A 17,264-nucleotide genomic window follows, 5' to 3' on the forward strand; every position below is an offset into this window, starting at 1 on the left:
GACGGGGACTGAGATCAAGAAGCGGCGGACGGAAGGTCGCCGCGCCTGGGCGACCGCGAGGGGTAGAACGCGAGAAGGATCGCCAGGCACGCGAGGGAAGCGTACATGGGGACGCTGAAGAGCTTCGTGTAGTCCATCGCCTCGTTCTCCGGCGTGGCCCAGGCCCCGACCCAGGTCGCGATCCAAGAACCAAGGATGATGCCCACGCCGATGATGACCAGATTGAAGAGGTTCTGCGCCGTGGCCCGAACATCCGGCGTCGTTTCCTCATCCACGACCATAAAGGCCACGAAGATGAAGCACCCGAAGCACAGGCCGTACAGCGCCACACCGAGCAGAACCGTCGCCAGCGAGTCCGTGTAAGCGAAGAGCGCCATGCGCACTCCATAGGCCAGGAGCCCGATCGCGAGCAGCGACTTCCGAGACAGCGACTTGGCCAGGAAGGGAATGATCGCCAGGACGAGGAGTTCGCTCATCTGGCCAATGGTCATGAGCCCACCGCCGCCGACGCCGAATATCTTGTTGATCGTATTGGCTGCGTCCTGCCCGTACCCGGAGAGGAACTGCGATGTGTAAACGAAGTAGAACTGGTGAATGCAGCTCACCGGGACTGCGATGAGGAACAGGGTCAAGAGCGGCTGCCGGCGAATCTCACCCAGGGCTTCCGCAGTCGCGCTTTGCTCCTTCGCGCCCTCGCTCGGCGGTGTGTTCGGCAGCGTGAAGCAGTAGAGCCCCATGAAGACTCCCAGCAGCGCGCTCAAGCGGAACGCATCAGCGCGACCCGCGTCCTGCGCTGCCTCGATCGCCTTGGCGGTGACGTCGACGGGGGTGTGCTTCAGGAGAAGCCACTGCCCGACGGCGATACCCGCGGCAATCCAGCCGATCGTGCCCCAGAGTCGCACGCGACCGAAATCGCGGTCGCGATCCGGCAGGTGGGCGAAGCTCAGCGAGTTCGTCAACGCCAGGGTCGGCGCGTACACGAGCCCGTATACGACGCTCAGAGCAAGAAACGTCTTGAACTCCGTGGTGGTACTCAGCTTGTAGACGAGCCCTGCACCGATCAGGTGACTGATCCCGAGGAACTTCTCCGTGTTGAAGTAGCGATCCGCGATCTGCCCCGCGAGGAACGGTCCGATGATGGCCCCCACGGCGCTGCCGGACATGATCCACCCGAACTGTTCCAGCGTGAACGCACGATGCCCCGTCAAGAACGGATAGAGAATCGGCAGCCACGCCCCCCAGATCGCGTACTGCAGGAACATCATGAAGGACAGGCGGGCGTTGAGTCCCGTCGGGAGAGGTGCTGCAGTCGAGTCGTTCATGGGGGGCCGTCTGGGGGGGGGCCGTCTGGGGGGGGCCGTCTGGGGGGAGATTCGGAGTAAGAGCGCTGGGGCGTCGGGGCCTACGCCTTCTCGGCGTCCTTCTCGGCGTCCTTCGCGAACGCGGAGTCGAAGGCGGTCTTCGACGGCGCGAAGTCGAGCTTACGAAGGAAGGCCGCGGACTCGGCGGCGCCGGCCTCGCGATCCATGCCTGAATCCTCCCACTCCACCGAAAGCGGGCCGCCATAGCCGAGGCGATTGAGCCTGCGGATGATGCCCTCGAAGTCCACCTTGCCGCGCCCGACGCTCCGGAAGTCCCAGTAGCGATCGCGGTCACCGAACTCGGTGTGGCCGCCGAACACGCCCGCTTCCCTCAAGGTGTCCGACCACCACACGTCCTTCATGTGGCAGTTGTGCACGCGGTCCCCGAACTCCTCCAGGAAGGCGAGGTAGTCGACGCCCTGGTAGCCGAAGTGACTCGGGTCGTAGTTGAAGCCGAACGCCGGGTGATGACCGATCGCCTCCAGCGCGCGGCGGGTCGACGAGATGTCGAACGCGATCTCGCTCGGGTGCACCTCCAGGGCGAACAGCACGTTCTGCTGCACGAAGACGTCGAGGATCGGCTTCCAGAGCTTCGCGAATTCGGCGAAGCCCGCCTGGATCATCGCGGGCGGCACCGGCGGGAAAGAGTAGAGCAGATGCCAGATCGGCGACCCGGTGAAGCCGTTGACCACGGCCTTGCCGGGTCGTGTCAGCTTCGCCTTGATCGCATCCGGCGCGGCGTCGAAGAAGAGTCGCGCGGCGCGCGCGGTGTCCTTCATCTCCTGGGCGGCGCGCTGGCGAACGCCCTCCGGCTTGCCGTCGCCCCAGACCTCGGGCGGCAGAATCGACTCGTGACGAGAGTCGATCCGGTCGGCGACCGCCTGCCCCACCAGGTGCGCGGAGACGGCGTAGCAGCTGAGCCCGTGGAGCTTCAAGAGGTCCCAGAGCCGTGCGCAGTAGTCGGGCTCACGCAGCGCACGCTGGACGTCGAAATGCCCGCCCCAGCAGGCGAGCTCGACCCCGTCGAAGCCCATCGACTTGACCTTGGGGAGGAGTTTCTCGAGGGGCAGATCGGCCCACTGGCCGGTGAAGAGGCAAACAGCTCGGGTCATGCGACAGTCGTGTTGCGGTGCCGGGCACCAGGGTCAGGAGCCGGTGAGCCATTCGCTCGCCGGAAGGGACCATGGTAGCGCCCGGGCGCCCGCAGAACACCGGCCGTCGACCCGGCCGACGCACATTTTAGCGACAGAACAGGACTCGAACAGCGCCGGTCGTGTTCGACGTCGGGCCGGGATTCGCGTCGCGGAACCAGTACTGGAAGCTCCACGAGTCCGCGGCCGCGAACGTCTGGCCCGACGGCAGCGCGCCGAAGTCCGGCGCGAACGTGACCTCCCCCATGGGACCCGACTGCTGTACGCTCGCTGAGAAGCGATAGAGCGTGCCGCCGAGACAGAGCGTGCCCTGGCTGCCGCCGAACCCTGGAACGAGGGCCTCCGTCCTTGACATGAGCATGTAGCCGAGGGAGTTCGACGGCAAATTCGTGGCCACGAGGGCGAGATCCTGGGCGGTGACGCTCGTGGAGCCTGCGACGCCAAGCGCTCCACCAAGACCCGAGGAGTTCACGTTGCCGTCGCAAACGGGCACGGTCCGGCCGCTCGATCCAGCGCTCGCGACGAGCGACGCGGTGACGGTGCCGTCGAGCCGGAGAGCGTCGAGGCTCGCGTTGAGCAGAAGATCCGCAGTGCCGCCCGGCGGCAGAATCGTCGGCAGCGGAAGCGCCTGGTCGACGAGGTCGAAGGGGAACGGATTCGGCAGCGACTGCGACTGCACGCTGCTGGAGGTCGCGGAGAACACCGTGCCGCAATCGGCGAGATCGAACGCTCCGGTGAGCGGGAGAACGATCGGGAGCGGCCCCACGGGCGTGATGCCCGTCCCGCCGAGGGCGGAGAGGTCGACGTTGAAGCTCAGCTCGGCGGTGACCGCTGCATCGAGATCGATGCTTCCTGCGGCGGCACCGGGGACCGCCGTGCCAGCGCCCGGCCCGATCTGCGTCAGAACTACATCGGTCACGGCGGCCGCGCCGAGCGGCAGCGTCAGCGGGAACCCGCCGATGTAGACCGAATTGGGGTTGAGACTCCGGAAGGTGTCGTAGGTCAGCGTCACCGTCAGGTCCGCCGAGCTGGATCCCCCCGCGCCGATGGTCGCGAAGAGCCCGGATACGGTGGCCGCACCGAGCACGGGTTCGTAGTCGAGTTCGAACGTCCCGACCACCGCCCCGCCGATCAGCGCGTCCACGCCGAGGGTGATGGTGACCGGCACCTCGTTGTTCAGCCCGTTGTCGCCGAAGACCCCGAGGACCGTCCGCGTCCCGCCGGGGTTCGATACGGCGTCGAAGACGCCCTTCAGGCTGCCCGTCAGATCCAGCGCCACGTTGGTGTCGATCGTGATCGAGCTGGCGGCAGCATCGAAGGCGTAGTCGAAGGTCTGGGCCACCGAAGCGGCCACGAGGATCGAACTCGCGAAGAGCCGCGAGGCGGAGCGGAGGACGAAGGAGCGTGTGACCATGGGGAGGCGTCGGTGGTTGGGTGGAATCGGAACTCGGGGCGCCCAAGAGTAGCGGCCCGAGCGGCCTTGCGTTCCTGGCCCTTGCCCGGCGACGAGGAGTGCCCCGGATCAGGACAGCTCCCCCCCATCGCCCGTTCGCCGCGACGTGGGATTCAGCCCTCCCGAACGCTCCCCATCTCGACGATCGCGCCGCGCTCCGCCGCGATCAGCGCCGCCTCGAGCACCGCCTGGGTCTCGAACGCATCGGCGAAGTCCGGCAGCTTCACGCGGGGCGCCCCTCCGCCCAGCACCTGGCAGATGTCGGCCACCATGTTCGTGAAACCGTGCTCGTAGCCGATCACGTGAGCGTCCGGCCACCAGGCGCCCGCGTAGGGATGATGCTCGCCGTCCGTGCACATGATCCGGCGCCAGCCGCGGGTCCGCGGATGCTCGGTGCCGTCGATGAAATTCAGCACGTTCATGTCCTCGAAGTCGAAGCGCACCGAGCCCTTCGTCCCGTTGATCTCCAGCGTGTTTCGGTTCAGGTGCCCCTGCGCGAGTCGCGACGCTTCGAACGAAGCCGTCGCGCCGCTCTCCATCATCGCCAGGAACGAAACGACGTCGTCCACCGTCGACGGGGACATCGAGCCATCCGCGTTCTTGCGCTCCTCGACGAAGGTCTTTGCGATGGCGCCGTGGATCGCCTCGAACTCCTGGCCGGTGACGAAACGGGCCATATCGACGATGTGCGCGTTGAGGTCGCCGTGGGCGCCGCTCCCCGCGCGCTCCTTGTCGAATCGCCAGAGCATGGGCGTTTCAGGGCCTCCCCAGGACTGCAGGTAGGTCCCACGCACGTGTAGCACCTCGCCGATGCGCCCCTCCTGGACGAGTTCGTGCATCAGCGCGACCGCCGGGCAGCGCCGGTAGTTGAACCAGACGAAGGTCTGGCCAGCGCCGGGCGCGGCGGCCGCGTCGCGCATCCGACGTGCTCCCTCCAGCGTCGAGGACAGCGGCTTCTCGCAGGCGACGTGCTTGCCCGCGAGCAGCATCTCCAGCGCCGGCGCCTCGTGCAGGTCGTTGGGCGTCACGATGTCGACGAGGTCCACGTCGTCGTCGGCGGCGAGCGTCCGCCAGTCCGTCGTCGTATGCGCGAAGCCCCAGTTGTCGGCGAAGGCCTGGAGCGACTCGGGGTCGCGTCCGGCCACCGTGTGGAGCTCGGGAACCACCGGCAGGTCGAAGAACCGCGGCGCCTGCCTCCAGGCATTCGAATGGGCCTTCCCCATGAAGCGCTGACCGATCAGGCCGACGGAAAGGATGGGTTTCGGGCTCTTGGGCGGCGTCATCGGATATTCGAGTCGAGGGACTTCGGATCGGAGGCAAATCGTACGATGAGGGACAGGTTGCTCCAGGCGGAGCGCTCCTCACCCGTATCCAATCAAACCGCCCGGCCCATGGAACTCAAAGAGATCCTGAAGTTCGTCTTCGTCTTTGCGTCCCTTCCCTGGGTGCTGCCCTTCCTGAAGGCGCTCGTGAAGGACCTGCTTCAGGCCTTCGAGGAGGACGGTGGGCTCCTGGGTGAGCGGCCCAGCCAGACCGATCTGGAGAAGATCCGGGAGCGCAAGCGGCGGGAGCCGAGCCCGCTCGTCAACGAACCGCTCGCGCACGTGAAAAAGGCCATGAGCCAGCAGTCGCAGAATCGCAGCGGCGGGCCAGGGGCGACCAGCCGCCGTTGACGCGCGCCGACCGAACCGATGGAGCGGCCCCGGCGCATGGGTCTCTTCTGGACGCCACCGTCGCCCTGGACTACACCTCCGGGCCAGGTCACGCGCCCGGTGTCGGTCGCTACGTTCGGGAGCTGGTGCGCGCGCTGGTGCGCCTGCCTGCCCGGAACGCCTTTCCGCTCGAGCTTCTCGAGGTAGGTCGCGCACCGCGGCCCATGGAGGGATCTCCGCTCGGACTCGAGGACGCGCCCTCCACCGGCCCCCACTTCTCCCGCCGAATCACGCGCCTTCCCCGTCGCGCCGTCGCGCTGGGCGAGCGGGCACCGCGGCTCGCGCGCCTCGTCCTGGGGCCGAGTCGCCGAGCGGGGCTCCTCCATCGCGTCGCACCCGACTGGCCTCCCCTTGGCGCCGTTCCGTTCTCCATCGCCGTCGCGGAGTTCGCGCCACCTGGCTCGGCGGCCGCCGAGAGTCAGGCGCGTTCCTGCCTGGCCGCGGCGGGGGTCATCGTCTTCAGCGCGGATGCCGCGGCGCGCGTCGAATCGCTGTACGGCGTCCCTCCCGATCGGATCTTTCGCTCTCCGGTAGGAAGCGAGCACTGGCAGCGCGATCTCGAGGAATCGAGCGCTCAACGGGCTGTCGCGCCCCCTCCCATCCGGCCGACCCGGGACATCCTGGTCCTGGGCGCGATCCGCGCCGCACGCTTTCCAGTGGAGGCGCTGGCCGCTTTCGACGTTCTCCGCCAGCGGCGCGCGGACGCGCGGCTCCTTTTCGTTGGACGACCCGGCGATGCTGCCGCGGCCTTGCAAGAGGCCGTCGGGCACCTCGTCGTCCGTCACGGCCAGGCGGCCGTCCGATGGATCGACGAGCCCGAGGAGGCGCGGATGCCGCGGTGCGTGGCGGGCGCGACGCTCCTCCTTCACCTGGCCGAGGACGAAGCAAGCCCCGTGACGCCCCTGGAAGCCGCGCGCATGGGGCTACCGCTCATCGCTTCGAAGCTACCCGCGTTCGAAGAGGTGCTCGGCGAAAGCGCCGGTTCATGGTTCGTGTCCGAAAGTGATCCGGTCGAGATCGCCGATGCCCTGGAGCTGGGGCTCGCCGCGGGGTCGGACCCCGAGTTCCGCCGCCAGCGAGCGGATTCCGCCAAACCCTTTACGTGGGAGGCCGCAGCGCTCGCCCATTGCGCGGCCTGGAAGCGTATGCTCGGGCGTCAGTAACAACGGGTCGCCCGCGAAGGGCGACCCGGCTTCCCCTTCGATTCCTCGGTGATCCGCCGGTGCCACTCACCGGAACGACCATGATGAACCTCTCCCTCTCCACCGCTGCCCCCTTCGCCCTCGCTCTGACGATCTTCGGAGGGACCGCGATTTCCAGGAGCTTGGTCGTCGCGGACGCGAGCGCGGCCGACGCAAGCGCTCTGACGAGCCTGGCCCAGGACGGTGAGAAGCACGACGAGCATGAACACGGCGGCGTCCTGCACGAGAGCATGGAGCGGATGCAGAGCAGCATGAAGGGCCTTCGCAAGATGCTGGGCAAGCCGGACCAAAAGGCCGAGGCTATCGCCCTCTGCGTCACGATGGAGGGGGCGGCGCTCGAAGGCTTCATGCACCCGCCGGAGTCGCCGGATGGCCTCGAGGGCGCCGAACTTCATGCCTATCAGGCCGAGTTCAAGAAGCAGATGCTCTCGGTCACCGGGATGCTCGTGGACCTCGAGATCGCGCTCCAGAATGGGGACGACGACAAGGCCAAGGAGCTGTATCGCGGACTCGGAGCCATCAAGAAAGAAGGTCACGAGATCTACATCAAGTAACGGCCCCAAGATCGTCCTCGATGCAACCCACAGAAGCTCAGCTGAGATCAGACTCGCCGTTCGGCGAGGCGCTTTCGCCTTTCCACCTCGCCCTGCGCGTTCACGACCTGGAGGCGTCGAAGCAGTTCTACATCGGGCTGCTCGGGTCCAGAGTGGGACGCACGGACGTCCGCTGGATCGACTACGACATCGGGGGGCACCAGATCACGGTGCATCTCGACGAGGAGATGACCCTTCCGGAGGAAGGAGACAACCCCGTCGACGGCGATCGTGTCCCCGTGCCCCATTTCGGCATCGTGCTCGAACTCGAAAGCTGGAAGGCGCTGGGCGAGCGCCTTCGCGCTGCCGGGGCTGATTTCGTCATTGCGCCGCGCATTCGTTTCCAGGGCGAGCCGGGCGAACAAGGCACTTTTTTCCTGCGTGACCCGTCGGGCAACGCGCTGGAGTTCAAGGGCTTCAAGGATCGCTCCAGGCTCTTCGCGTCCTGATCGGCGGCTCCGGTGACACGGGAAGGTGACTCGCACGCCCCAGTCGCACCCTGGGACGCCGACACGAAGACGCAAAGGATTTGCAGTGCAGTGAGGGGAGGCCGCTGGCCGAAAACCCCTATGCCCCCCCCGGCAAGCCGAGAATCGGTTCCTGCACATGCAAATCCCACTCAAGGACCTCATGTTCGAGATGCGCAGTCTCGAGCCATTTCCCGGCGTCGCGGCCCGCGTCCTGGAGCTCTCCGGCCGCAAGGACGTCGTGCCGAGCGAGCTGATCGATCTCGTTCAGACCGACCCCGGGATCACCTCGAAGGTTCTGAAGCTCTGTAACTCCGCGTACTACGGCTTCCAGCGTGAGATCGCTTCGCTGCACGAAGCGGGCAACCTCCTCGGCGTCACGACGCTGGTCAACCTCGTCCTGACGTCCAGCGCGGGCAAGTACTTCCGTGACTACGGAAGCGCGAAGGACAGCAACATGGAGCGACGCTGGGAGATGTGCGTCGCGAACGCCATCGGCTCCCGGATCATCGCGAGCCGCCACGGCAAGGTCGACCCGGAGCGCGCCTACACGGCTGGCCTCCTGGAGAACATCGGGCACCTGGTGCTGGACCGCTTCCTCGACAGCGGCATGGAAGCCATCCGCGCCGTCGCCCTCTCGGGCTCGAGCCTGATCGACGCCGAGAAGAAAGTTCTGGGGATGCACCACGCCGAAATCGGCGCGCGCCTGACCACGCGCTGGTCGCTCCCGGAGGTTCTGGTGGACGTGATCCGCCACCACCACAGCCCCGAGATGGCGGGCGCGGACGCCGAGCTGGCTGCCACCATTCACCTCGCCGAGATCCTGACCCAGCAGGTCGAGCAGGAGAGCGAAAATGCAGATCCGCACGCGCTGCTCTACGAGATCAGCCAGGCCGCCTGCGACCTGACCGGTCTCGGACAGACGGACCTGGCCGAACTCACGGGCCTCCTGGGCTCCGAGATGTCCCGCGCCCGCGACTTCGTCAGCGGGTGACCACTCCCGGGGTCCCGGGAAAACATTCCGCAGGACCTCCGGAGTCAGGCTTGACAATCACGCCCGCGCTTTCGATCCTCTGGGCCTCGACGCGAGAACCACACTGCGTCGGGGCGGCCCGGATGGTGGATATAGCTCAGTTGGTTAGAGCGCCGGTTTGTGGTACCGGAGGTCGTGGGTTCAAGTCCCATTATCCACCCCACCCCCTTCATCGGGTTGCTTGGCGGTCGGGCCCTCCTCTTCCCTGCATCGTGTTCTCGTGGGGCTCTCGTGAGGATCAGCTATGAGCGAGTCGGAGCCCGAACGCGCGAGCCACTACCGCGAGGCCGACGGCAAGAGCTACGGCAACATGTCCGACCAGCACTGGTCGAAGACGCGCGGTGAGCGCAACGCCGAGGCCATCGACTACTACCGCAACCGGTCCCACGCCCCGGGCGTCGAGGAAGGCGGCGAGGCCCGGAACTACTACTGCATGGAGTGCGACGGCGTCATTCCATGGGACGACTTCCAGGGTGATGCCTGCCCCCACTGCGGCGCGGCCGTCGAAGGAAGCGCGCGGCGCTACTTCAACTGGGTCGAGATCGATCGAACGCCGAAGAGCGATCGCGCCGCCACGGCCATCGCCATCGGCATCGTCGCGCTGGTTCTCTGTCTCGTTGGAGCCGCCGCTTGGTGGATCTTCCACTGATGGAGCCGGAGTTCGAAAAGGAAGATCGGTTCGCACGCCAGACGCGTTTTGCGGCGCTCGGTCAGGGTGGGCAGGATGCGCTGGGACGGTCCAGCGTTCTCCTGGTCGGCTGCGGCGCGCTCGGCGGCGTGCTCGCCCAGTGGCTGGTCCGCGCCGGCATCGGGCGCATCGTGATCGTGGACCGCGACATCGTCGAAGAGACCAATCTTCCGCGTCAGGTGCTCTTCACGGCCGAGCATGCCAGGGCGGGTGCCCCGAAGGCACTTGCCGCCCGTGAGGTCCTCGCACAGGTAGAAGGACCGACCTCGATCGAAGCGCATGCCGCGCATCTCGACGCGGACCTCCTGCTGAGGCTCGGCGCCAGCGTGGACCTGATCCTCGACGGCACGGACAACATGGCCACGCGCTATCTGATCAACGACTTCTCCGTGGCGAGGGACATTCCCTGGATCTACGGCGGCGTCGTTTCCTCGGGCGGTTTGATCCTTCCGGTGCTGGCGGGTCGTGGCCCGTGTCTGCGCTGCATCTTCCGCGATCCGCCGCCGCCCGGGATGCTGCCCACGTGCGACACCGCAGGGGTGATCGGGCCCGCCGTCGGCGTCATCGCTTCGATGCAGGCGGGGCTCGCGCTCCGGATCCTTAGCGGGAACAGCGCAGGGCTCGAGCCCGCGCTTCTGGAACTCGACGCATGGTCGGGAACCGTTCGGCGCCTGACGGTGCCGCGAGCCGACGATTGCCCCACCTGCGGACTTCGAACGTTCGAGTTCCTGGACTCCAGCGGCAGCCGCACCGACGCCGTTTCCCTCTGTGGACGGAATACGGTTCAGGTGATGCCCCAGCGCGAACGGGAGCCGGGAAGCGATCCGTCGCTGGACGCGGTCGAAGTGCAGCTGAGAGACGCGGGCCTCGTGGTCCGTCGCCTCGGCCCGCTCCTGAGATTCGAAGCGGACGGCCACCGCTTCACCCATTTTCAGGATGGACGCACTCTCGTCGAGGGCACCGAGGACACCGGGCGCGCGCTGAGCCTCGTCGCCCGCTGGATCGGCGCGTGAGCCTCGCGGCCGTCATCCTCGCGGGCGGCGCGTCCTCACGACTGGGCGAGCCGAAGGCGCTGGCCACGATCGGCGGCGCGACCGTTCTCGCGCGGATGCTGGCCGCGATCGCCGAAGGGTTAACGCCCTCGAAGGTCCCTGCGCTGGTGGTGACGGGGGCCCATCACGGGCCGATCTCGGCCTTTCTTTCCACGTACGGCGAAGAGGTAGCGGTCGTCGAGAACCGGGACTGGGCATCGGGTCGTACGTCCAGCGTCCAGGCGGCGGCACGCGAACGCGAGGGGCTCGATCTGCTCCTCTGGCCTGCGGACGTGCCGCTCGTCTCCCCACGCGTCCTGCGCGCCATCGAGGAGCGCTGGCAAGCCCTGCAATGCCCGGCCACTGGCTGGCTGGCCCCTCTGGTCGAGGCGGCTGGCCGGCGTGGCGAGGGGACGCCGCCTTCGCGGTACGGACACCCGATCGTGATCGGCAGGGAACTGGTCGCCAGGGTGAGCGCGCTCTCCCCCACGGAGCCATTGCGTTCGCTGCGGCCTGCGGCGGACCCGCTAGCTGGCGTTCGCGTCGACGAGCCGGCCGTGCTCGACGACCTCGATACGCCGGAGGACCTGGCGCGCCTGCGTGCGCGCTGGACCCGTTTTCAGGAGTGAATCCAGGGGCGGCATCAGGAAAAAGATTCCGGAGGGCTCCGGAGCGTCTGGCTTCAGCCGGGGGGTGACGGGCGCCGAAGCTTGAGACGTGGCCCACGCGACCCCCATGCCTCCCCGCCAGGCGAATCTGACCCTGCCTCCATCCATGCCTCTCTATCAAGCACTCGAGCCCCTTCTGGCTTTCTTCTCATGAGCTTTCAGGGAGACGTACGAGGAATCGGCCTGGCAGAGCTGCTGCAGGGCCTGGCGCGCGGCCGGAAGGAGGGTGTCCTCACCCTCACCTCGCGTGGCGACCACCGCTCCGTGCTCGGCATGGAGGACGGGAAGGCCTGGCTCCTCCCCGACCCCGACGAGTCGCCCGACACCTGGCGCGCGCGCGCGCGCGACGCCTGGGCCGACGACCCCACGTTCACGATGGAGGCTGCGCGTCTGCAGCCAATCGTCAAGGCCGCACGACTCGAAGCGCTGTACGCCCTCCTGGATGGGGGCGGCGTTCACTTCCGCTTCGACCCCGGCCCCGTTCCAGACCGGGTCACCAAGCTGGAGGAAGACGGCTTCCCCACCACCGAGATCCACTGCGATGCCATCCCGGTCGAGTTCATGCTGCTCGAGTACGCCCGCATCGCGGACGAAATCGAGCTGGCAGGACATCCGACCCTGATCTCGCCGGAGATCATCCCGTGCGTTCAAGACGCAGATGAGCTGGGCAAGACTCCGGTTCGTCTCGTCGGCGCGTGCGACGGCAACTCGACCATCCAGGAGATCGCGGACCGCCTCGGCTGGCCGATTCGCCAGGCTCAGCTCGCGATCATCGGTGGACTGGCCACCGGCGGCCTGCGGATCGCCCACCCGATCGAGGTCCTTCGCCTCGCCCAGCACGAACTCCAGCGCAAGCACTTCAGTCGCGCTGGCTCACGCCTGACGCTCTGGTGTCGCACCGGGACGCCGGGACCGCTCGTCACCGAAGACGCCGAAGCGCTCGCCAACGAATGGCTGGCAGGCCGACTCACGTCGGCCCTGCGGCTCATGGAGCACAAGTACGTGCGCTGCCTCCTGCGCCGCCTCGACGCCACGCTCGGTAGTACGTCCCATGCGGTCGTCCACTGGATGGAGGCCACCCGCATCCGTCCGCAGGATCGCATGTCGAGGCTGCGTCTCGCGGCCATGCGGCTTCGGGATGCGGGCGAGGGCTGCGACCTCGACGTCCGCGAGATCCTCGACCTCGCGCGTGAATTGCGCGAGCACGGCTCGCCGATGCGCAGCGGACCCGCGCTTGCGATCGCCGCGTTCCTTCAGCCCGCGGCCGTTCCTCAAAGGCTCGAACTTGGCATGGGCCTCGTGCTCGCAGGCCGCGTCGAAGAGGCCGGCCCGTGGGTCGTCAGCGCTTGCACCGACATGCTGGCGGCAGGCCACGCCGACCGGATCCTGGGGCCGCTCCGCACGCTCATCGAAAAGGACCCGCGCAACCGCGATGCGCGCGATCTCCTGACGAAGGCCAAGCGCCAGTCGACCCGTACGAAGAAGATGCGTCGCCACGCGGCCATCGCTGCCTCGGTCACTCTGCTCCTCGGAGCCGGAGCCGTGGTCAAGGTCAAGGTCGAAGAAAAGCGCAAGGGACAGATCTCCGAGATCCGGACGATGCTGAACTCCCCGCAGACCGCTCTGGCTCAGCTCAACGTCCACTTCGCGAACGACACCTCGCTCGAGGTGGGCGACCTTCGCCGCGAGCTGGAGGACAGGCTTCGCGCCGAGGAGAATACTCTCCGGAACTCGTGGCTCGACGAATACCACGCGGCCCAGAAGGAAGCCGCGGAAGGCGACTACCTCCTCGCCCTGGACATGGTCCGCGCGCTACCACCTGTCCCGCGGCTGCAGCTCGTGACCGAAGCCTGGCCGAAGACGATCGAAGTCATGCTCGGTATGACGGGCCGGATGGAGGAAGAACTGAACGCCCTGGGGCGCCCCTCCATCCACGCCCCCCAGCAGGTGGTCGTCGAGGATCGTATTCGTCAACAGGCAGAACAGCTCGCGAATTCCCTCACGGACAAGGAGCTCTCCTCGCCGGATCTCGCCGAGTTCCGCAAGGCCCTGGATGGGGTCAACGAGATCATCATCAAGCGCGCCCACGAGCGCTCGGTGGCGGAGTTCGAGACGGAACAGAAGACCATCGACGCCGAGAACGACCGACTCCTGAAGCTCGCGCGCGCCTCCATCGAGCGCCATGAGTACGAGCGAGCGCTCAACCACTTCGACCTGATCCTCGCGAACGACCCGACCGGCAAGGTGCGTCGCGTCCTTGCCCAGGAGATCTCGGAGACGCGCCAGAAGCGTGATGCCGTGATCGAGGCAAGGGAACTCGCAGCGGCAGGGAAGCACACGGCGGCCCTCGAGCGCCTCAAAGAGGCGTTCGAAGAGACGGTTCGGGTGATGCTTCCCTGGCAGGTCAAGACCAACCCGGCAGGCGTCAGCGTGCAGATCACGCGCGTAGGTAGCGAAGAGGAAACGGTGACGCGTCAGAGCCCCTTCGTGATCGAAGGAACGTTCGCGGACGAGTGGCAGCTTCGCTTCGACCTCCCGGACTTCGACAGCCGCGTCCTGGTCGTGAAAGGTCCGCAGGACATCGACCTGCAGCTCTCGCGCAGCCACGAGATTCACGTCGAGTGCGAGGGTCGTGTGGATGCTGTTCCGGCCCCCATCGGCGACGGCTCCACCGGCGACTACATCATCTGCGACCGGAACGGCATGATCGTTCGCGCGGCCTGGGACGGATCGATCCGCTGGCGCCAGGACATCAAGACGGTCTCCGGTATCGCCCGCAGGCCGGTTCCGCTGCCGAGCCTGAACGGCGAGCTGCTCTTCCTGACCGAGACAGGATCCGTCTGGCTCCTCGACCCGAAAGACGGACACCTCAAAGGGCCCTGGGAGATCGGCGAACCTCCTGTCTTCGGCCCGATCGTGATCGGCGACGAGGTGCACGCTCAGCTCAGGAGCGGCAAGATCGCGCGCTGGCGCACCAGCCTGCGCCCGCTCCTCGACGATCAAGGAACGAGCAGCCGTGTCAGCGACACGGCGCTGCGCAACGGCTTCCAGGGTCTGTTCACGGTCCTTCGGCCGGACGGGACTCGCGGCCAGGAGCTCCGCGCCGCCACGGCCGACGGCTCTGGCTGGACGATCCGCGTCCTCGATGAGGCCTATGAGGTCTTCGAGGACGGGCGCGAATCCGAGTCGTTCCAGATCACCAAGAACGGGGACTGGAGCTACGTCGCATGGGAATCGCCCGCTCGGAAAGACGACCACCCCGTGCTCTGGATTGCGGACCATGCGGGGCTGCGGGCGTTCCTGCCACCGGGAATCGACCGGGTGGTGAGCATCGACGCCCTGGAAGACCTCGCTGGCCCGCCCGCGCCGGAAGGGATCGTCCCGAATGCCCCGGGCGCGCTCGACCCGTCCTTCGAGACCCAGGAACCGGACGCAGCGGATGGCGCCAAGGTACCGGAGACGATGGGCCCCGAACTCCCGTCGGACCTCCCGGTGATTCCTCCCATCGAGTCCCTCGGCAAGAAGCCCGGTGGGATGCCAGAGGAAACCAACGACTCCGCAGGCGCGCCGAAGTGATTCGGACTGGGATGTGACCTGGCGCCAGGACCCGGCTAACGTGTCCCGGTGCAGATTCTCCCGTCCGAGCCACTTCGTCTCCGCTGGCGAGCCACATCTGTGGCGATCGCCCTCATCCTTCCCGTGCTAGCCGCGGCCTCGGTGATCCGCGGGCCAGGGCTCATCGCTGCCTGGTCCGATGACGAGGCGGGGATCGAAAGCATGCTGGATGGACCCGCGGTGGGCTGGGCCGAGCGTTCGCGGCCCTGGCTCACGGAGATGGCAGCCGCGACGGGCGACCGACAGCGAGAGTCTCTGTCGGAGCTCGGTGAGCACCTCGCCTCCGATACGCCCGAACGGTCGAGCAGGGCGGGCATCCTGATCGGAGTCCTCCTGGCCGATCAGCGCATCGAATCCCCGACGCGGATCCTGGCGCAGGACCTACTGCTGGGCCAGCTCGAGCGTCGCGTCGATACGGGCGCGCGCTGGAGCGTCGGGGCGGACATCGTGTGCGCCCGAGCGCTCGATGCGAGCTCCGTGCCCGATGGGCTGTCCGACGGAGGCCCCACGATCCGGGAGCGCCTCTCCGCGGTCGCGGCCGGAGAGTTCTCCCATCCGAACCTGGCGACCCGCGTGGAATGCGCCGCGACGGCTCTCGCCCTGGCGAAGGACACGGAGCGTGGGGATCCACTCTCGAAGAGCCTGACCCACTTCCTCCTGGCGGTCCTGCGCGCGGAAACGCCCGACCAGGCGAAGAGCCCGAGAACGTGGCCGCGCATCACCACGCTCGCCTGGGTCAAGACCCGCAGCGCGGAGACGCTGGCGAGGTGGACGGGCACGAAGAACCTCTTCCGCCCGGACGGCCCGTGGGCGCACCAGATGGAAGAGGCGGATCGGTTCGAAGCGCTGCTGGATTAGCCACCCCCAGGGGGGTCGTCAGGCCCCCATCCCAAGGGCCAGAGCCTCAGGGACCCAGAGCCTCAGGGGCCCAGAGCCTCAGGGCCCAGAGCCTCAGGGGCGAATCCGCGTCATCATGCGCGGATACGGCGAGGCCTCGCGGATGTGCTCGATCCCGCAGATCCAGCGCACCAGGCGCTCGAGCCCAAGGCCGAAGCCGCCGTGGGGCACGGAGCCGAAGCGCCGCAGATCGAGGTACCACTCGAACTCCTGCATGGGCAGCTGGTGATGCGCGATCGCCGCGAGCAGCGTGTCGAGGTCCTCCTCGCGCTGGCTCCCGCCGATGAGCTCCCCTGCCCCTTCCGGGCCGATGATGTCCATCGCGAGGACGCGCGTCGGGTTCTCCGGCGCCTCCTTCATGTAGAACGCCTTGACGGCTTTGGGGTAGTGCGTGATGACGAGGGGCTGATCGTGCATCGCCGCGAGGATCTCCTCGTCCGGCGCGCCGAAGTCATCGCCTTCGACGAACTCCGAATCCGGGTGCTCCAGAAGGATCTTCGACGCATCGTCGTAGGTGATGCGCGGGAAGCCGCCCTTGCACGCCTCCAGCTTGGAGATGTCACGCTCGAGTACGTCGAGTTCCGTGCGCCGCGTCTCCAGCACGTCCGAAACCACGCGAACGATCATGTCCTCGGCCAGCGAGATCACGTCCTCCAGGGTCGCGAACGCCATTTCGGGCTCGAGCATCCAGAACTCGGTCAGGTGGCGGCGCGTCTTGCTCTTCTCCGCGCGGAACGTCGGCCCGAAGGTGTAGACGTTGCCAAAGGCCATGGCAGACGCCTCCGCATAGAGCTGGCCCGACTGCGTGAGATAGGCCTTCTCGTCGCCGAAGTAGTCGACCTCGAACAGCGTGCTCGTCCCCTCGCAGGCCGACGGCGTGAAGATCGGCGAGTCGATACAGAGGAACCCGCGCTCGTCGAAGAAGCGGCGCAGCGAGAACATGATCGCGCTGCGCGTCCGCATGATCGCCCACTGACGGCGCGAACGCAGCCAGAGGTGACGGCGAGAGAGCAGGAAGTCCGCGCCGTGCTCCTTCGGCGTGATCGGGAAGTCCGACGTCGACTGCAAGACCTCGCCGCCGGTGACGGAGATCTCATAGCCGCCGGGCGCGCGGTCGTCCGCGCGGACCTCGCCGAAGAGGCGAAGGCTGGATTCCTGGCTGGCGGCTCCGATCGTGTCGAACAGCTCGTCCGAGACGTCGTTCTTCTTGAGGACGCACTGCACGTAGCCGGTGCCGTCTCGCAGCGTCACGAAGTGGAGCTTGCCCTTCGACGTCCGATTGTGGACCCACCCGCGAAGCTCGACGTTCTGACCGGCGAATCGGTCAAGGTGCTCGATCGTCGCCAGTGGAATAGCCCGTGGAGTGGAAGATGAAGACATCGAAATCGGAGGA

15 protein-coding genes and 1 tRNA gene are annotated in these 17,264 nt (G+C 67.2%); 11 read left to right on the forward strand and 5 right to left on the reverse strand.

Going from position 1 to position 17,264, the window contains the following annotated elements; genetic code table 11:
• Positions 1-14 precede the first annotated feature (14 nt).
• The 4 genes from Poly30_RS15310 to Poly30_RS15325 form a co-directional block, all read right to left on the reverse strand.
• A complete protein-coding gene (locus Poly30_RS15310; protein ID WP_145198782.1) occupies positions 15-1,322 on the reverse strand; it encodes an MFS transporter in 1,308 nt (435 codons plus the stop codon).
• Positions 1,323-1,402: 80 nt separating this feature from the next.
• On the reverse strand, positions 1,403-2,473 hold the full coding sequence (locus Poly30_RS15315; RefSeq protein WP_145198785.1) for a sugar phosphate isomerase/epimerase family protein: 1,071 nt from the start codon (positions 2,471-2,473) through the stop codon (positions 1,403-1,405).
• A gap of 127 nt (positions 2,474-2,600) precedes the next feature.
• Positions 2,601-3,926 (reverse strand): hypothetical protein, encoded by a 1,326-nt coding sequence (locus tag Poly30_RS15320; RefSeq protein WP_145198788.1) that lies wholly within the window; start codon positions 3,924-3,926, stop codon positions 2,601-2,603.
• 152 nt (positions 3,927-4,078) lie between these two features.
• On the reverse strand, positions 4,079-5,248 hold the full coding sequence (locus Poly30_RS15325) for a Gfo/Idh/MocA family protein (protein ID WP_145198792.1): 1,170 nt from the start codon (positions 5,246-5,248) through the stop codon (positions 4,079-4,081).
• 108 nt (positions 5,249-5,356) lie between these two features.
• On the opposite strand from Poly30_RS15325, the gene Poly30_RS15330 reads away from it, so the two are divergent.
• From Poly30_RS15330 to Poly30_RS15380, 11 genes are all read left to right on the forward strand, one after another.
• Positions 5,357-5,638: a hypothetical protein gene (locus Poly30_RS15330; protein ID WP_145198794.1), complete on the forward strand. Its 282-nt coding sequence runs from the start codon at positions 5,357-5,359 to the stop codon at positions 5,636-5,638.
• Complete coding sequence (locus Poly30_RS15335; RefSeq protein ID WP_145198797.1) at positions 5,635-6,840, forward strand: glycosyltransferase; 1,206 nt, start codon at positions 5,635-5,637, stop codon at positions 6,838-6,840. Before Poly30_RS15330 ends, Poly30_RS15335 begins: the two co-directional genes overlap by 4 nt.
• Before the next feature lie 80 nt (positions 6,841-6,920).
• Positions 6,921-7,433, forward strand: a complete 513-nt coding sequence (locus Poly30_RS15340) for a hypothetical protein (protein ID WP_145198800.1) — start codon at positions 6,921-6,923, stop codon at positions 7,431-7,433.
• A gap of 20 nt (positions 7,434-7,453) precedes the next feature.
• Entirely contained in the window at positions 7,454-7,921 is a 468-nt protein-coding gene (locus Poly30_RS15345; RefSeq protein WP_145198803.1) for a VOC family protein, read from the forward strand.
• A 157-nt stretch (positions 7,922-8,078) separates the two neighbouring features.
• The gene (locus Poly30_RS15350; protein ID WP_145198806.1) at positions 8,079-8,933 is read left to right on the forward strand and encodes an HDOD domain-containing protein; all 855 of its coding nucleotides are present in this window, start codon (positions 8,079-8,081) and stop codon (positions 8,931-8,933) included.
• Positions 8,934-9,058: 125 nt separating this feature from the next.
• Positions 9,059-9,135, forward strand: a tRNA-His gene (locus tag Poly30_RS15355).
• An 81-nt stretch (positions 9,136-9,216) separates the two neighbouring features.
• The gene (locus tag Poly30_RS15360) at positions 9,217-9,621 is read left to right on the forward strand and encodes a hypothetical protein (protein ID WP_145198809.1); all 405 of its coding nucleotides are present in this window, start codon (positions 9,217-9,219) and stop codon (positions 9,619-9,621) included.
• A complete protein-coding gene (locus Poly30_RS15365; RefSeq protein ID WP_145198812.1) occupies positions 9,621-10,673 on the forward strand; it encodes a ThiF family adenylyltransferase in 1,053 nt (350 codons plus the stop codon). The genes Poly30_RS15360 and Poly30_RS15365 overlap by 1 nt, the downstream gene beginning before the upstream one ends.
• Positions 10,670-11,320 (forward strand): nucleotidyltransferase family protein, encoded by a 651-nt coding sequence (locus Poly30_RS28530; RefSeq protein WP_419190223.1) that lies wholly within the window; start codon positions 10,670-10,672, stop codon positions 11,318-11,320. Before Poly30_RS15365 ends, Poly30_RS28530 begins: the two co-directional genes overlap by 4 nt.
• A gap of 189 nt (positions 11,321-11,509) precedes the next feature.
• Positions 11,510-14,935, forward strand: a complete 3,426-nt coding sequence (locus Poly30_RS15375; protein WP_145198815.1) for a DUF4388 domain-containing protein — start codon at positions 11,510-11,512, stop codon at positions 14,933-14,935.
• Positions 14,936-14,983: 48 nt separating this feature from the next.
• The gene (locus Poly30_RS15380; protein WP_145198818.1) at positions 14,984-15,832 is read left to right on the forward strand and encodes a hypothetical protein; all 849 of its coding nucleotides are present in this window, start codon (positions 14,984-14,986) and stop codon (positions 15,830-15,832) included.
• A 93-nt stretch (positions 15,833-15,925) separates the two neighbouring features.
• Here the strand turns inward: Poly30_RS15380 and asnS are convergent, their stop codons facing one another.
• Positions 15,926-17,251: an asparagine--tRNA ligase gene (gene asnS, locus Poly30_RS15385; RefSeq protein WP_145198821.1), complete on the reverse strand. Its 1,326-nt coding sequence runs from the start codon at positions 17,249-17,251 to the stop codon at positions 15,926-15,928.
• Positions 17,252-17,264 lie beyond the last annotated feature (13 nt).

This window comes from Saltatorellus ferox (assembly GCA_007751475.1).
GTDB lineage: Bacteria > Planctomycetota > UBA1135 > UBA1135.

Bases quoted from the DNA above. Each gene is read 5' to 3' on its own strand.
- Poly30_RS15360 (WP_145198809.1), top strand. From the start codon at position 9,217: ATGAGCGAGTCGGAGCCCGAACGCGCGAGCCACTACCGCGAGGCCGAC.
- Poly30_RS15345 (WP_145198803.1), top strand. From the start codon at position 7,454: ATGCAACCCACAGAAGCTCAGCTGAGATCAGACTCGCCGTTCGGCGAG.
- Poly30_RS15340 (WP_145198800.1), top strand. From the start codon at position 6,921: ATGATGAACCTCTCCCTCTCCACCGCTGCCCCCTTCGCCCTCGCTCTG.
- Poly30_RS15325 (WP_145198792.1), bottom strand. From the start codon at position 5,248: ATGACGCCGCCCAAGAGCCCGAAACCCATCCTTTCCGTCGGCCTGATC.
- Poly30_RS15350 (WP_145198806.1), top strand. From the start codon at position 8,079: ATGCAAATCCCACTCAAGGACCTCATGTTCGAGATGCGCAGTCTCGAG.
- Poly30_RS15310 (WP_145198782.1), bottom strand. From the start codon at position 1,322: ATGAACGACTCGACTGCAGCACCTCTCCCGACGGGACTCAACGCCCGC.
- Poly30_RS15330 (WP_145198794.1), top strand. From the start codon at position 5,357: ATGGAACTCAAAGAGATCCTGAAGTTCGTCTTCGTCTTTGCGTCCCTT.
- asnS (WP_145198821.1), bottom strand. From the start codon at position 17,251: ATGTCTTCATCTTCCACTCCACGGGCTATTCCACTGGCGACGATCGAG.
- Poly30_RS15375 (WP_145198815.1), top strand. From the start codon at position 11,510: ATGAGCTTTCAGGGAGACGTACGAGGAATCGGCCTGGCAGAGCTGCTG.
- Poly30_RS15320 (WP_145198788.1), bottom strand. From the start codon at position 3,926: ATGGTCACACGCTCCTTCGTCCTCCGCTCCGCCTCGCGGCTCTTCGCG.
- Poly30_RS15315 (WP_145198785.1), bottom strand. From the start codon at position 2,473: ATGACCCGAGCTGTTTGCCTCTTCACCGGCCAGTGGGCCGATCTGCCC.
- Poly30_RS15365 (WP_145198812.1), top strand. From the start codon at position 9,621: ATGGAGCCGGAGTTCGAAAAGGAAGATCGGTTCGCACGCCAGACGCGT.